Genomic DNA, 16,231 nt, shown 5'->3' with positions numbered 1-16,231 from the left:
TGTGGCTTGGCCTGTCAGTCGGTTGTCCCATCGAGCGATGCGGTTCGTTCGGTATCGACGGAAATCCCCAGGCGAACGTCCAGGACATCGCCTGGCTGCAAAAAGGTCGAGTCGGATACCTTGATAGCTTCGCTCCCTCCGTCGTTCCGGGTAATCCAGAACTCCATGGGCTGCACTTCGATCGCCTTGAGGTCATCGACTTTTGCCAACGACGTCCCGGTGATCTGCAGCACCTGCAGGAGGGTGTCCCGCTTCATCTTGATATCATTGATATCGGCCTCGACCGCTTGGAGGTCGCGCCTCGCTTCGATCTTGAACTGACCCTTCAACGTCAATGTGTCACGCTCGGTCTCGCTAAGCTTCTGCTGGGCTCGCATCGAGAACACGGTGAGGTCGAGCAGGCTGCTCCGCAGTTCGGCGACTATTCTTTCAGAGGTGGACTCCCTGGTCTTGGCGAGGGTCTTGGAGTTCACCAGCCCGGAGATCATCTTGAGTTCGTCCTCGGCGATCTTGACCTGTCTTTCCTGAACCGTGCGCTTCTTTTCCAGGACGTCTATTTCGCCCTTCAGCAGCCGGCCGAGCTCTGCCAGGGAATCGAGATGATGTTGGAGGGCTTCGGTGCGGGCGACGAACAATGCGCGCTCGCTCTTCAATATCTGCTTATCGACTGAGGCTGAGCCCGAAAGTACATCGGGTGTCTTGAAAGTATCCAGACCAGTTGCCTCCGCCTCGAGCCGGACGCGTCGAGCGATCAACTGTTTGAGCGAGAGTTGATAACGGTTGAGTTCACCCAGGTTCCGGACCTGGTCCGCCTCCGAGTAGCCGCCAGTCGGAATCTGGCGCCGCTCGCGGCCGCCGGCTAGTGCAACGGCCTGCAAAATGGTCAACCCTGGACGAAACTCGTATTCGCCCGACCGGTCCACGGCTCCGGTGACATAGATCATGGGATAACGCGTCACTTCGACCGTGGCGACAGGTACTTCCGCAAGGCCGGTCCGGCGCTGCAGTGCCGTTCCAATTGCGGCTTCCACTTCGCTGACGGCCTTGTCGATAACCGCGATTTCACCAACCATCGGAAGTGAGATTTTGCCTTCGGGCGTAACGACGAACTCGCCGTTGAGAGGCGTCCACTCCTTGTATTCGCCGGTTGGCCGTATCCACTCGACGACGGTGATCTTGAGCTTCGTCTGCGGCTTGATGCGATAATTGCCGGCGGCATCTTCTCCGGCATTAGCCACGGGCGCTATCAGTGCGCAGGCGACCAAAAGCAGAGTAGCCAGCGCGTGCGAAGCAAAACTGGAAGGTCCGGCGATTGGTGACATCATCTGCGGCAGCCTCGGATAAATTCACTCTGTGCTGGCGTATGCAGCGAATGCGCTCACTACCAACGTCATGATCATCCTTCGCAAACGCTTGCGGGTAAATTCACCCCCTCTAATCACGGCATACCGATTTCTGGCGCGCCATCTAAACTAAAAGCCAAGCACCCGTATCCATGATTTAGAAATGGCCGATTAGGGGGGAGAGACCCTACCCTGGCGGGGAGAGACTTAGGAATGCATCCGTCGAACTGATCCCTATACGAACGAAGCGAAAGCCATTTAATTCTGGGTCAGACCTGGAGGGAAACCATGCGCGTAGCGATCGTTCATTATTGGCTCGTGGATATGCGCGGCGGCGAAAAGGTCGTCGAGGCGCTGTGCGACATGTATCCGGATGCCGACATTTTCACGCTGGTGCATGACAAGGGCAAGGTGTCGGAGAAAATCAACCGGCACAGGATATTCACGTCGTTCCTTCAGAAACTGCCGGGGGCCGTGCGGCACTATCAGTCTTATCTGCCGCTGATGCCGTTCGCGATAGAGAGCTTCGATCTCTCCGGCTACGATCTCATAATTTCGAGTGAGTCGGGCCCGGCGAAGGGCATAATTCCGCCACCGCACGCTACGCATGTCTGCTACTGCCACTCGCCGATGCGCTATCTCTGGGATCACTATCACGGTTATCGTGCTGCTTCCGGCAGGTTGACGAGGATGGTCATGCCTCTCATCGCCCCGCTTCTTCGCTCCTGGGATGTAAGCACAAGTCTTCGTGTCGACCGGTTCGTGGCTAATTCCAGCCATGTCGCCGCACGGATATCAAAATACTACCGGCGAACGGCCACTGTGGTCTATCCCCCGGTCATCGTCGACGATTTCGCGCTATCGTCTAATGTCGGCGACTTCTACCTGTGCGCCGGACAGATCGTTCCTTACAAGCGCATCGATCTCGCCGTGCGCGTCTTCAACCGGCTGGGAAAACCGCTCGTGATCATCGGTGGAGGAAAAGAGAAAGAGATCGAAGAGCTGAAACGAATAGCCGGCCCCAACATCAAGTTTCTCGGCAAGGTTTCATTCGGAGAGCTCAAAAAGCATCTGGCGACATGCAAGGCACTGGTCTTTCCAGGAGAGGAAGACTTCGGCATGGTCCCGGTGGAGACGATGGCCAGCGGCCGCCCTGTGATCGCCTATGCGAGCGGCGGCGCACTCGAGACAGTGGTCCACGGAAAGACCGGCATCCTTTTCCGGGAACAGTCGGAGCAGTCGCTGTGCGACGCCGTTGAGAGTTTTGAAGCCGCCCAGCACGTTTTTGATCCTACGGAGATCCGTTCCCATGCTGCTGCCTTCGGCGCCCAAAGATTCCGTCAGGCGATGGAGGAGATCATCGAAGGCGAGTTGAGCCAAAGGAGAGAAACACGCCTCGACTTTGGTATCCCGCAGCCGTCATCTCGCCATGCAAATGGCAGGCCGGCGATGCCCGTGCACTGAATGGCATCGGCAACCTTGACCGGATCGCCCAGCGGGTGAGCTTCGGCCCGACGATGGGAGAGTTGACAAAATTCAAGTCCGGCAACTGGCAACCCTGACCGCACTTCGCTTCTACGCATATTGGCCGAATTGCTGGCCCTGCGCGGATTCTGTAAAAAGGCATCACATCCGGGGGTCAAGTCATGTCGTTACCGCACTCTTCGAACAAGGACACTGGACAGCGAGAAGGCGCCGATCGTAAGGACGACCAGCTCAATCAGCGTCTGAACAACCATCTGATGGCAAATGCGGTTAAGGCTCAAAGGCCTCCGGCGTATCGTCGCGTCCGGCTTGCCACCGAGGCACTCGCACTTGCCGGCGTCATCGGTCTGATGGTCGCCGCGTGGCTTCACGCAGCTCTTTTCGAGCGAGATAGAAGCAAGAATATTTAGTATTTTTCCATAGTCTAATTCATTGTATTAACGTCATTCGAGGCGTCTATTTTGGCGTTTTCCCCAGATAAAGAAGCCGATGTCGCATTCAACTTCACGAATTGGCAGTGCTAACTTCTGGTATCCTGAATACTCAAAAGGATTATACGATCGTTTGTTCTTTTGATGACGTTTATCCGAATTATGCTCCCCCATTGGACAAGTTGTTCTATTTCTGCACTCGCTGATAATCCGCTCCACCAGTTTAGCGGAGGATGCAATGGGGCTCGTTATCAGCAACGAATATCGTGTCAACACTCACACCACGAATGTACAGGATAGCGCTCAAGTCACTGTGCTTGATAACGGTGGATGGGTCGTCACCTGGCGATCCTACGCTCAGGACCATGTAAGCGGCAGCGGTGTTTATCAGCAGATCTACAATCCAGATGGCACGCCGCAGGGTGGGGAAGTCCGCGTCAACACCTTTCTCGTCGGTCATCAGTCCTTGCCGCAAATTGCAACCTTGAGCGACGGTGGCTGGATCATAACCTGGCGTTCCGATGGGCAGGATGGCAGCAGCTACGGCGTGTACCAGCAAGCGTTCAACGCCGACGGCACGCCCCAGGGCGTCGAGCAGCATGTGAGCGCTCACACCGCGAGCGATCAGAACACGCCGTCCGTGGTTGCGCTCGAAGATGGTGGCTGGGTCGTGACCTGGCAATCGAATCTGCAGGACGGAAGCGGCTACGGCATCTACCAGCAGGCCTATAACGCGGATGGTACCACGCGGGGCACCGAAACACGCGTCAATACCTATGTGACGAACAGCCAGGAACTCCAGCAGATCATCGCATTGCCGGACGGTGGCTGGGTCATCGCATGGCGTTCTGACGGCCAGGACGGCAGCAGCTACGGCGTGTATCAGCAGGTTTACAATGCAAATGGCTCGGCTCGAGGTGTGGAGACGCAAGTCAATACCTACACCAGCGGCGGTCAGGAGCAGCCCCAGTTCACGCTGCTTCCGGATGGCGGGTGGGTTGTCACCTGGCAATCCGATCTGCAGGACGGCAGCAATTACGGAATCTATCAGCAGGTTTTCAACGCCGACGGCACGAAGGACGGCGGCGAGATACAGGTCAACACCAATACCGGGAATTATCAGTACAATGCGCAGGTCACCACGTTGCTCGACGGTGGGTGGGTCGTCAGCTGGCAATCCTACACGCAGGACGGCAGCGGCAATGGTGTCTATCAGCAAGCATACAATCCGGATGGGACTCCCCAGGGAGGGGAGGTCCGGGTCAACTCCTCGATAACCGACTCGCAGGAATTGCCGCAGGTAGCAGCTCTGAGCACCGGCGGTTGGGTCGTGGCGTGGCAGTCCTACCTGCAGGATGGCAGCAATGGCGGCATTTACCTGCAGGCCTATAAGGCCGATGGAACGCCCGATGGCGTTGAGACACGTGTCAACGAGTACACGACCGGCAACCAGTACAATCCGCAGCTTACGGCTCTTTCAGATGGAGGATGGCTTGTCACCTGGTGGTCGACTGGCCAGGATGGGGATCTGGATGGCGTCTACCAGCGCTCTTACCGCACGGGTAACAATGCGCCGACGGGGTCGCCGACTGCGTCCTTGTCCAACGGTACGGAAGACACCGCCTATATCGTCAGCGCCGCCAACCTGCTGGCCGGCTTCTCTGACATCGACGGCGACACGCTCTCCGTCAGCAATCTCACCGCCAGCAATGGCGCCACCGTCGTCAACAACGGCAATGGCACCTATACGATCACGCTTGCTGCCAACTTCAACGGTACCCTGACGCTGAACTACAATGTCGTGGATGGCCACGGTGGAACGAAGGCCGCAACGCAGACAGTCAGCGTAACCCCAGTCAACGACGCCCCGGCCGGCTCGGCCTCGGCAAGCCTCGCCCACGGCACAGAGGACAGCGCCTATGTTGTCAGCGCCGCGAATTTGTTGGCCGGATTCTCCGACATCGACGGCGATACGCTGTCGGTCTCCGGCCTCTCGGCCAATGGCGGCGCCACCGTCGTCGACAACGGCAATGGCACCTACACGATCACGCCGGTGGCCAACTTCAACGGCACGGTGACGCTGAGCTACACTGTCATCGACGGCAACGGCGGCACCAAGCCGGCGACGCAGTCGGTGGTGTTCGATGCGGTCAATGACGCACCGACCGGCTCGGCCTCGGCGAGCCTCGCCCATGGCACCGAGGACACCGCCTATATCGTCAGCGCCGCAAATTTGCTGGCCGGTTTCTCCGACATCGACGGCGACACGCTGTCGGTCTCCGGCCTCTCGGCCAATGGCGGTGCGACGGTCGTCGACAATGGCGACGGCACCTATACGATCACGCCGGTGGCGAACTTCAACGGCACGGTGACGCTGAGCTACAATCTCATCGACGGCAATGGCGGCACCAAGCCGGCGACGCAGTCGGTGGTGTTCGATGCGGTCAATGACGACCCGACCGGCTCGGCCTCGGCAAGCCCGGCCCATGGCAGCGAAGACACCGCCTATATCGTCAGTGCCGCCAATCTGCTGGCCGGCTTCAGCGACATCGACGGCGATACGCTGTCGGTCTCCGGGCTCTCGGCCAATGGCGGCGCCACCGTCGTCGACAATGGCGACGGCACCTACACGATCACGCCGGCCGCCAATTCCAACGGCACGGTGACGCTGAGCTACAGCGTCATCGACGGCAATGGCGGCAGCAAGGCGGCGACGCAAGCGATCGTGTTCGATGCGGTCAACGATGCCCCGACCGGTGCGGCCTCGGCGAGCCTCGCCCATGGCACGGAGGACACCGCCTATACGGTGAGCGCTGCCGACCTCTTGGCCGGCTTCAGCGACATCGACGGCGATACGCTGTCGGTCTCAGGCCTCTCGGCCAATGGTGGTGCCACCGTCGTCGACAATGGCGACGGCACCTATACGATCACGCCGGTGGCCAACTTCAACGGCACGGTGACGCTGAGCTACACTGTCATCGACGGCAACGGCGGCACCAAGCCGGCGACGCAGTCGGTGGTGTTCGATGCGGTCAATGACGCACCGACCGGCTCGGCCTCGGCGAGCCTCGCCCATGGCACCGAGGACACCGCCTATATCGTCAGCGCCGCAAATTTGCTGGCCGGTTTCTCCGACATCGACGGCGACACGCTGTCGGTCTCCGGCCTCTCGGCCAATGGCGGTGCGACGGTCGTCGACAATGGCGACGGCACCTATACGATCACGCCGGTGGCGAACTTCAACGGCACGGTGACGCTGAGCTACAATCTCATCGACGGCAATGGCGGCACCAAGCCGGCGACGCAGTCGGTGGTGTTCGATGCGGTCAATGACGACCCGACCGGCTCGGCCTCGGCAAGCCCGGCCCATGGCAGCGAAGACACCGCCTATATCGTCAGTGCCGCCAATCTGCTGGCCGGCTTCAGCGACATCGACGGCGATACGCTGTCGGTCTCCGGGCTCTCGGCCAATGGCGGCGCCACCGTCGTCGACAATGGCGACGGCACCTACACGATCACGCCGGCCGCCAATTCCAACGGCACGGTGACGCTGAGCTACAGCGTCATCGACGGCAATGGCGGCAGCAAGGCGGCGACGCAAGCGATCGTGTTCGATGCGGTCAACGATGCCCCGACCGGCTCGGCCTCGGCAAGCCTCGCCCATGGCACGGAGGACACCGCCTATACGGTGAGCGCTGCCGACCTCTTGGCCGGCTTCAGCGACATCGACGGCGATACGCTGTCGGTCTCCGGGCTCTCGGCCAATGGTGGTGCCACCGTCGTCGACAATGGCGACGGCACCTATACGATCACGCCGGTGGCCAACTTCAACGGCACGGTGACGCTGAGCTACAATCTCATCGACGGCAACGGCGGCACCAAGCCGGCGACGCAGTCGGTGGTGTTCGATGCGGTCAATGACGCACCGACCGGCTCGGCCTCGGCGAGCCTCGCCCATGGCACCGAGGACACCGCCTATATCGTCAGCGCCGCAAATTTGCTGGCCGGTTTCTCCGACATCGACGACGACACGCTGTCGGTCTCCGGCCTCTCGGCCAATGGCGGTGCGACGGTCGTCGACAATGGCGACGGCACCTATACGATCACGCCGGTGGCGAACTTCAACGGCACGGTGACGCTGAGCTACAATGTCATCGACGGCAATGGCGGCACCAAGCCGGCGACCCAGTCGGTGGTGTTCGATGCGGTCAATGACGACCCGACCGGCTCGGCCTCGGCAAGCCCGGCCCATGGCAGCGAAGACACCGCCTATATCGTCAGCGCCGCCAACCTGCTGGCCGGCTTCTCTGACATCGACGGCGACACGCTCTCCGTCAGCAATCTCACCGCCAGCAATGGCGCCACCGTCGTCAACAACGGCAATGGCACCTATACGATCACGCTTGCTGCCAACTTCAACGGTACCCTGACGCTGAACTACAATGTCGTGGATGGCCACGGTGGAACGAAGGCCGCAACGCAGACAGTCAGCGTAACCCCAGTCAACGACGCCCCGGCCGGCTCGGCCTCGGCAAGCCTCGCCCACGGCACAGAGGACAGCGCCTATGTTGTCAGCGCCGCGAATTTGTTGGCCGGATTCTCCGACATCGACGGCGATACGCTGTCGGTCTCCGGCCTCTCGGCCAATGGCGGCGCCACCGTCGTCGACAACGGCAATGGCACCTACACGATCACGCCGGTGGCCAACTTCAACGGCACGGTGACGCTGAGCTACACTGTCATCGACGGCAACGGCGGCACCAAGCCGGCGACGCAGTCGGTGGTGTTCGATGCGGTCAATGACGACCCGACCGGCTCGGCCTCGGCAAGCCCGGCCCATGGCAGCGAAGACACCGCCTATATCGTCAGTGCCGCCAATCTGCTGGCCGGCTTCAGCGACATCGACGGCGATACGCTGTCGGTCTCCGGGCTCTCGGCCAATGGCGGCGCCACCGTCGTCGACAATGGCGACGGCACCTACACGATCACGCCGGCCGCCAATTCCAACGGCACGGTGACGCTGAGCTACAGCGTCATCGACGGCAATGGCGGCAGCAAGGCGGCGACGCAAGCGATCGTGTTCGATGCGGTCAACGATGCCCCGACCGGTGCGGCCTCGGCGAGCCTCGCCCATGGCACGGAGGACACCGCCTATACGGTGAGCGCTGCCGACCTCTTGGCCGGCTTCAGCGACATCGACGGCGATACGCTGTCGGTCTCAGGCCTCTCGGCCAATGGTGGTGCCACCGTCGTCGACAATGGCGACGGCACCTATACGATCACGCCGGTGGCCAACTTCAACGGCACGGTGACGCTGAGCTACACTGTCATCGACGGCAACGGCGGCACCAAGCCGGCGACGCAGTCGGTGGTGTTCGATGCGGTCAATGACGCACCGACCGGCTCGGCCTCGGCGAGCCTCGCCCATGGCACCGAGGACACCGCCTATATCGTCAGCGCCGCAAATTTGCTGGCCGGTTTCTCCGACATCGACGGCGACACGCTGTCGGTCTCCGGCCTCTCGGCCAATGGCGGTGCGACGGTCGTCGACAATGGCGACGGCACCTATACGATCACGCCGGTGGCGAACTTCAACGGCACGGTGACGCTGAGCTACAATCTCATCGACGGCAATGGCGGCACCAAGCCGGCGACGCAGTCGGTGGTGTTCGATGCGGTCAATGACGACCCGACCGGCTCGGCCTCGGCAAGCCCGGCCCATGGCAGCGAAGACACCGCCTATATCGTCAGTGCCGCCAATCTGCTGGCCGGCTTCAGCGACATCGACGGCGATACGCTGTCGGTCTCCGGGCTCTCGGCCAATGGCGGCGCCACCGTCGTCGACAATGGCGACGGCACCTACACGATCACGCCGGCCGCCAATTCCAACGGCACGGTGACGCTGAGCTACAGCGTCATCGACGGCAATGGCGGCAGCAAGGCGGCGACGCAAGCGATCGTGTTCGATGCGGTCAACGATGCCCCTACGGGCAGCGACAAGACGATCTCAATCCTGGAGGACACGTCCTACTCGTTCACTGTCGGCGATTTCGGCTTCACGGACATCGATGGCGATGCCTTCGCATCGATAACGATCACGTCCCTGGCGACATCAGGTGAACTTACCCTTGATGGAACGGCGGTGACGATCGGCCAGGTCGTAGATGCCGATGATCTGGCTGATCTGGTCTGGAAACCGGCCGGAAACGCGTTCGGTGACAATCTCGGTTCCTTCGCCTTCAATGTCACGGACGATGGCGGCGTCGCGGGCGGCGGCGAGGACACGGACGACGTGGCGCGCACGATCACATTCGATGTCACCGATGTCGCCGAGAACATCACCGGCACCAAACGAAAGAACAATCTTGTCGGAGGTGAAGGCAAGGATGACATATTCGGCCTGGGCGACAAGGACACCCTGACCGGCAACGGCGGGGACGACACTCTCAGTGGTGGGCGAGGGCGAGATATCTTCGTTTTCGGCAGCAATCATGGATCGGACGTCATCACCGACTTCTCGGCCAAAGGGAGCAAACACGACATGCTTGATCTTTCGGCCATTACTGACATCGATAATTGGCGCGACCTCAAGCAGAACCATATGACCGAAGTGGATGGCGACGTTGTAATCACCACCGAAGAGGGAGTGATCGTGCTTGCCGATACGATTCTCAAGCACTTGGGCCGGGATGATTTCATCCTCTGACGAGGATTTGCATTGCGGTCGGGGCCTCCGAGGCAGAACTCCAGAGCCTGCTGTGTACGCGGCAGGCTCCTACGCCCTGAGGATGTGTGTGGCTCCAAAGAGCTGCGACACGCTTTACCGGCTTCCTGCCAGCTGCACAGTTCGTCGTTACGTTTGGCGCCGATTTCTGCCAAGAACGACGCTTGATCCCACGTCGTTTATGCCGTCCGGTGATCTGGCTGCGAGTAGGTTTCCAACCCAACGGCTTTGATGGGAGCCAGACCTTTTGGGTGTGCACGTGACGTTGGAGTTTGGCGTGAGCGGCTACCGCAAACCGCCAGATCAAATCAAAGTAAAAAAGAAAACGACCGGATCTTTCGTCCGGCCGGTTCCTGCTGGCGTCCTTTATACTGGGACATAAATAATATATTCCAAGTTAACTAGGTCCTGAAATCAACTTATTGTGAAGGTGACTTCAACAGGATTTATGGTTACCACAGCCCCCGAGGTTCCGTCCTCTCAAGTCTGATTGGTGAGATGGTTCCGGGCGGCGTGGTTTGCTAGGGCTTGACCTTCGGATGTTGCGGCGTCCGAACCGCCCGGAGAACTCAAGTAGAGAGCAAATCTTTAAAGATGACCAGACAGCAGATAGGATGATCGTATACCTATAATTGTCGATTATTGAAGAAACAGTGCTTGTATAGTCGTTATGCTAACGGCTTATGCTTCTACATTTCCAAGATGACAGAACGGCGCCTGGAGCGGTTTCCATCGATAGCGGCAGGATCGACCGCCTTGATATGATACCCGCTAGGAAAAGGCGGCCGGTGAGGAGCCGGCCGTAGAGTGGGAAACCCCAGTTCGCTGGGGAGTAACCGGACTCTGTCCCCAACCGCGTATACTTGCAATTGGGCTTTCTCGGGAATGAGCCTACTGCCTTCGGAGTATGTCCCGATCCCTCGATCCTACGGCTCCGATCGATTGGAAAGTCGGGGCCGTTAATAGGAGGCAAAATGCGCGCTGAGCTTGCTGTCGCAATGGTTCAAAGTATGTAAAAATCGAGCCGTGGCGAGCAGGAGGGGTCGTCTTATGACGAGAACGACAGTTAAACAGCGTCGCATAACAATATCTTTGCCGGCCTCTGACGTAAGGGCGAGAGACAGTTTTTGTGAAGACCATGGTTTTTCATCCCGAAGCGAGGCGGTCAGGCAACTGATAACGATGGGCTTCGAAGTTGAAGCGGTGGATAATCGTAAGGTAATGTCCAAGCTTCCGGGGAACCGAGAGTAAAGCGTGTATCGGCCGGACCAATAATTCAGCGTCCCTCCTTTTGATAAGCCATACGTCTCTTTTGGCACATTGCCGAAACCATGATGGAGCGGCATGATTGTGACGCAGGGAAAGGGGGCGCTCGGAGTCTGCCCTTATGTCTCATTCGGGTAGATCAGCTGATGGTGGAAGCGAGGCCTGTTATCGGCACGTTCTTTGTCGGACATGCATCGGCATTTGACTGCCATCCATCGTCGCCTTCTCAATGGAGTTGCACATGCGAATTGTTGTTCGGAAAGGTGGAACGTCGGGGGACGATATCTTCTACGCCTCGACGAACGATGATTATATTTACCATGCGAAGGCCGGTCATGACATTGTCGTCACGCTGGATGGTAACGATCGGCTTTTCGGCGAGGGCGGCATCGATCTCCTGGGCGGGGGCAAAGGCAACGATATCCTCCGCGGCGGCGGTGGCTACGACAACCTCAAGGGTGAGGAGGGTGCCGATAGACTTTTCGGCAACGCGGGAAACGACATTCTCCACGGCAGTTTGGACGAAGACATCCTCGCCGGCGGTAAAGGTCGCGACGTGTTCATATTCATCACAAACAATGTGACGGGGCGCGGTAGCGACATTGATGTGGTGACAGATTTTGCCACCAGCGGCCGAAACGCCGACTTTCTTGGTTTGGCAGTGGCCGGTCCTGATGACGTGCGTATCGCTGCGTTGAAAGAACTCAAGCCATATATGTCGCAAGAGGGTGACGATGTGCACATCACTTTCGAAACCGGCGACACCATGATTCTGGAAAACGTCCGCCTTCGCCAACTGACCCAGCAGAACTTTCTTTTTGAGCCGGCGCTGGTCTAAGAGTTTCCAAGGGCATAGCCTGACCATTCGACTCTGCGGCTAATCAACGTGTCGCGGAGCAAACTGCACCGTTCTACTACGATAGCAGTACTATCAGCCCATCCAATCTTACTACCAATATCAGGCGTTCTATTGGCTGGCCCAGCGGGGATTATCGACTATCATTCGCCGATGGACACACGGACGCTTGAATCTCTGATAGAACCAGTATTCCTCCAGACCTTGGAAAGGACCAGGGGGCGTTTTGTGATCTCGGAATTGCGAGGCGAGTGCTTTACAGCGTTTCCGGAACTCTCGGACACTGAGATTGAAGCAGCTATCGATCAACTCGCGTTGCATTATATGATGAAGAAAGCGTCGGAGCGTCAAACGCTGCATATTCGCCGGCCCTGGATATTAATCACATCCGAATCATCATCGCCCCTGAAGTCCGGCCGTGCCAACGCTCGCCTTGGGCGCTTTGATAGGGCGATTGGTTTTTTGCAAAGAGCCTTCCGGCTATAGACCATGTTTAAAGCGAGCGTGGTCGCACCAGAGGACAGACGTACTCCGCTCTCTCAGACACCTTAGCCACGTGACATTTCCCATCGCGCCAAGTTGGCCGGCAGTCCTGTCCCAGGAAGTTTTTCATGCGTAGATCCGAGATGTTCACAAGGCGCAGATTTCTAAAAACGGCAGTCGCGGCCATCGCGGTACTTGCCGCTGCAATGGGCTATCCAACGGCGGAGGCCATGGCAGAACCGGACGTCACCACCTACCGCCTTACACCTCGCAACTGGACGCCCGGTCTGCGGCTACGGGCTGCAATCTTGTCCGATTTCCATGCAGCCGACCCCTGGATGACCGTTGAAAGAATTCGGGATACCTGCGGGCAAGCCAATCGTTTGATGCCGGACATAATACTTTTGCTTGGTGATTATTGCACTGCAATCCCCCATTTCGCGAGAGAAGTTGATCCGTACGATTGGGCGGCCGCGTTGAAAGTCTTGGCAGCGCCGCTTGGTGTTCATGCCATTTTCGGAAACCACGACTATTGGCACGACGAAGCCTTCCAGCGTGATCCGACGGTGATGCCCGTTGCGCAGAAAGCACTCATCCGAGCGGGTATAGCCACCTACGTCAACGAATCCGTCCGGCTCGAGAAGGATGGGCACCCTTTCTGGCTTGCTGGTCTAGGAGACCTTCTGGCCGTAAAGAATGGCATTGACGATCTGCCGCGCACTCTGGCGCAGGTTACCGACGGTGCACCTGTGATACTCTTGGCTCACGAGCCTGACATATTCCCGCTTGTGCCCAGCCGCGTCTCGCTTACGTTGTGCGGGCACACTCATGGTGGACAGATAAATCTCTTTGGCTGGAGACCGCTTGTCCCGTCGCAGTATGGTTCGAGATACGCTGCCGGACATATTCTTGAAGGAGGTTCGGAAATGATTATTTCACGGGGCCTTGGATGCACTGGAATCCCGATGAGATTCATGTCGTCGCCCGAAATCGTGCTGTTGGAACTCAGTTGAGCCAATATCTGTCGGTGTTAGCTCAGATCGATCACATTGTCAGGAATTGAGCGCTGTTCGCGCCGCTGCCCACTTTTGCCTGGACAATCTCTTAAGGGTGCTGACCTCGACGCTGGTGCCCGCGCAATTGTAGCAAATCAGCGCCACGACATCACCACGGTCGATGTGCCCAATGCCACTTAAAAAAGTGCGACCACAGCAATCGCACGTTCGGTCATGTTTGGAGATCGATGCAAATGCCATGCGGCTCCCCTTCTATTTGGATAAAATAGGGCCAACCTCCATTATTGGTCAATCGTTAATACAGCCTATGGTGAATGGTGCAGTAGCGCACCATTCACCAACCGAGGGTCACGACATGTGAAGAAGTCGGAGGAAGGGCTGAATGAGGGTGCTAAGTAGCTGGCTAGATACACGGATCGACCGAAACGCCCATCGCTCACTGAAGCGAAACAAGATGAAAAAACAGCCAAATGTCACGATAGTAGAAGCGGGGAAGTCCGCCAACTTCCCCGTGCTCCGCGAAGTCCTCGAAAGTAACGAAGCAGCAGGATTGTGCTCTTGACTGCATTGGACTGCAAATACTCCTTGAATAATCTAGCCTATCACCCCGGGCATTTTCATGAATCTGTGGCGCAATTGCCTCACGAAAAAACGCCTCCGCAGGCCAGCGCCGAAGTCATGGCGATCTAACGAAGCGCAGGATTTGGTTCGATACCAATCTTCATATGGATCCGTCCACAAGTCGACGATGATTTGAAACAATGCCGAGACATTGCCCGGAGCTTGAACCCATGGAAACGCGTTAGCCGATGAGCGGTGATGGACGGCTCGATCTTGCAGTAAGCAACGGGGGTACGGATACTGTCACCATCAAACTGAACGAATGGTGGCGAGCAGGCTGACGCATCGGCCCATCAGGTCAATCAACCTAGCTGTCGCGCCTATCACGCGTCAACGGTTGATCGGGTATTGCCAGCTTCTGGACATCGCCCATCTGTATCACTCAACTAAAGCAACCAATCGCGAGCTCTGACGCCACATCGCCGGGAATCGGGCGAACTAGGTGCGGGCCACCTCCGCCTGGAGAAGTATAGGATGACAGGTCAGATCTCCCGTGCAATCAAGATGCGCATTTACCTTACCCTGTACCATAAAAAAGCCGAGTTGCTTGGTAGAATTTGAGCGTCGAGTTGTATGACGAAACTCATTTACTAGGAATCGATCCACGATGAGTAAAGCCGAGCTTGACCATAAATGGGTTTTTGAAATCCGTGAGGATGCGAAAGGCCATGAAATTGAGCGCAGGGCGCTCTATAGCACCCCGAGGGCGGTCGATGCCAACGTTTGGCTGGATAGCTACACACGGACACTGGGCGCGAATGGTCCGGACGACAAGGGCCGCATGTGGGTAACAAACCCTGAAGACCCCGACATAACGCTGTTCTACGCCGTTGGCGATGACGACGGCTCGGCCGCGCGAAATCTTAGGAAGGCGATTGGGGTTCGTTGACGCGGGCGGTTTCGTTAAGGTGGTGAAGATTGGAGGGCGCGTGACAATTCCTGAAAACATCATAGAAATGGCGACAGAAGTTGCCCTGTCATGTCATCCAGCCCATGCGCACACGCCTGGCTACTTTATTGCGAAGGCGCTTTATGCGGAGCGAAGGTGATGTGCGGCAATTGCCAAGGCATTTGTCATCGAGATCGAGCATTGTTCCGCCGTTCATGGAGACGCTGAGAAGATATTTCTGGCGGTGATGGACGGCAGTCCGCCAAATTTGTAAGCACAAACTTGGGGTGCTCGTCACATTGGCCACCCTGGCGTTACTCATCTTCATTTGCAAACGCCCGGCGGCTGCTCATGTGCCATGACCGGCTACCTGGCGGAGACCTTGCTCCGACGCATGAATTCCTCGCGCTTGGCTTCTTTTGGGACCGTAATTATGAGGCCTCCTGCGTGTTAGCGATGGGATGCGGTGGAGGAACCTGGAAGAGGAGAGGCGGCCGGCGTTCTGGAGAGAATACACCGGCCGCTGCATTAGGCCGGCAATACGCTACGCAACCGGCAAGCCAATGATGCTCCAGGTCGCTTAACGCGAAGTTACCGCCGAATATATGCTGGATAATCTGAGATGGCTCGACTACTCGTCGCACTTGTGTTCGATAAAAAGCGCACCAGTGGCAAAGCAGAGCATTGAGGAGTCGGGCAACCTCGATACTCTCGTTTTTCGCCGCTCGAAGCAACCGCCGAGCCTCGAACAATCGCGAGGAGAACTCGCATCTGCCCTGGCGATAACGAGAGCCGGTCATTCCGGGATCTCGGTCGCCAGGCGGCTCCAACAATTCCTATCCGTCTTCTTCGCAGTCCAAAATCTCTTCGTTCCGCCTCGCTCGAACCACTCAGACGTCGCCGTCCACAGCCGTCCGAAAACTACGCCACCTGGCCGTGAGAATTACATTGCTTATCCTTTTGAGGTGGATAGCAATCAAATTGCCATCTGGAATTTTCTTTAGTTAAGCGCTGTAATCAACATCTCCGGGCGGAGCGGTTTACTGCCTGTTCTCCGCATAATCCTCAAGCAGCCGTCCGGAGCCAACGCATAAATTCTCATTTCAAACGAGGCGGC

Annotated in this window: 7 protein-coding genes; 6 read left to right on the top strand and 1 reads right to left on the bottom strand. The window is 58.0% G+C overall.

Translation table 11 applies throughout. From position 1 onward, the window contains the following. Positions 1-14: 14 nt before the first annotated feature. A complete protein-coding gene (locus IHQ71_RS21480) occupies positions 15-1,325 on the bottom strand; it encodes a polysaccharide biosynthesis/export family protein (RefSeq protein ID WP_258158459.1) in 1,311 nt (436 codons plus the stop codon). Between the two features lie 306 nt (positions 1,326-1,631). On the opposite strand from IHQ71_RS21480, the gene IHQ71_RS21475 reads away from it, so the two are divergent. The 6 genes from IHQ71_RS21475 (at position 1,632) to IHQ71_RS21455 (ending at position 15,114) form a co-directional block, all read left to right on the top strand. Then, a complete protein-coding gene (locus IHQ71_RS21475) occupies positions 1,632-2,807 on the top strand; it encodes a glycosyltransferase (RefSeq protein ID WP_258158458.1) in 1,176 nt (391 codons plus the stop codon). Positions 2,808-3,497: 690 nt separating this feature from the next. Next, a complete protein-coding gene (locus IHQ71_RS21470) occupies positions 3,498-9,965 on the top strand; it encodes a cadherin-like domain-containing protein (RefSeq protein WP_258158457.1) in 6,468 nt (2,155 codons plus the stop codon). A 1,068-nt stretch (positions 9,966-11,033) separates the two neighbouring features. Further along, on the top strand, positions 11,034-11,234 hold the full coding sequence (locus IHQ71_RS32075) for a ribbon-helix-helix domain-containing protein (protein ID WP_374989898.1): 201 nt from the start codon (positions 11,034-11,036) through the stop codon (positions 11,232-11,234). A gap of 256 nt (positions 11,235-11,490) precedes the next feature. Beyond that, complete coding sequence (locus tag IHQ71_RS21465) at positions 11,491-12,087, top strand: calcium-binding protein (RefSeq protein WP_258158456.1); 597 nt, start codon at positions 11,491-11,493, stop codon at positions 12,085-12,087. 644 nt (positions 12,088-12,731) lie between these two features. Next, positions 12,732-13,601 carry a metallophosphoesterase gene (locus IHQ71_RS21460; protein ID WP_374990047.1) on the top strand — a complete coding sequence of 290 codons (870 nt, stop codon included), beginning with the start codon at positions 12,732-12,734 and terminating at the stop codon, positions 13,599-13,601. 1,231 nt (positions 13,602-14,832) lie between these two features. Then, on the top strand, positions 14,833-15,114 hold the full coding sequence (locus IHQ71_RS21455; RefSeq protein WP_258158454.1) for a hypothetical protein: 282 nt from the start codon (positions 14,833-14,835) through the stop codon (positions 15,112-15,114). Positions 15,115-16,231 lie beyond the last annotated feature (1,117 nt).

It is taken from the genome of Rhizobium sp. TH2 (assembly GCF_024707525.1).
Classification (GTDB): domain Bacteria; phylum Pseudomonadota; class Alphaproteobacteria; order Rhizobiales; family Rhizobiaceae; genus Rhizobium_E.
Note: the sequence above shows the minus strand (reverse complement) of the source record. Positions and strands in the feature narration are given on the sequence as shown.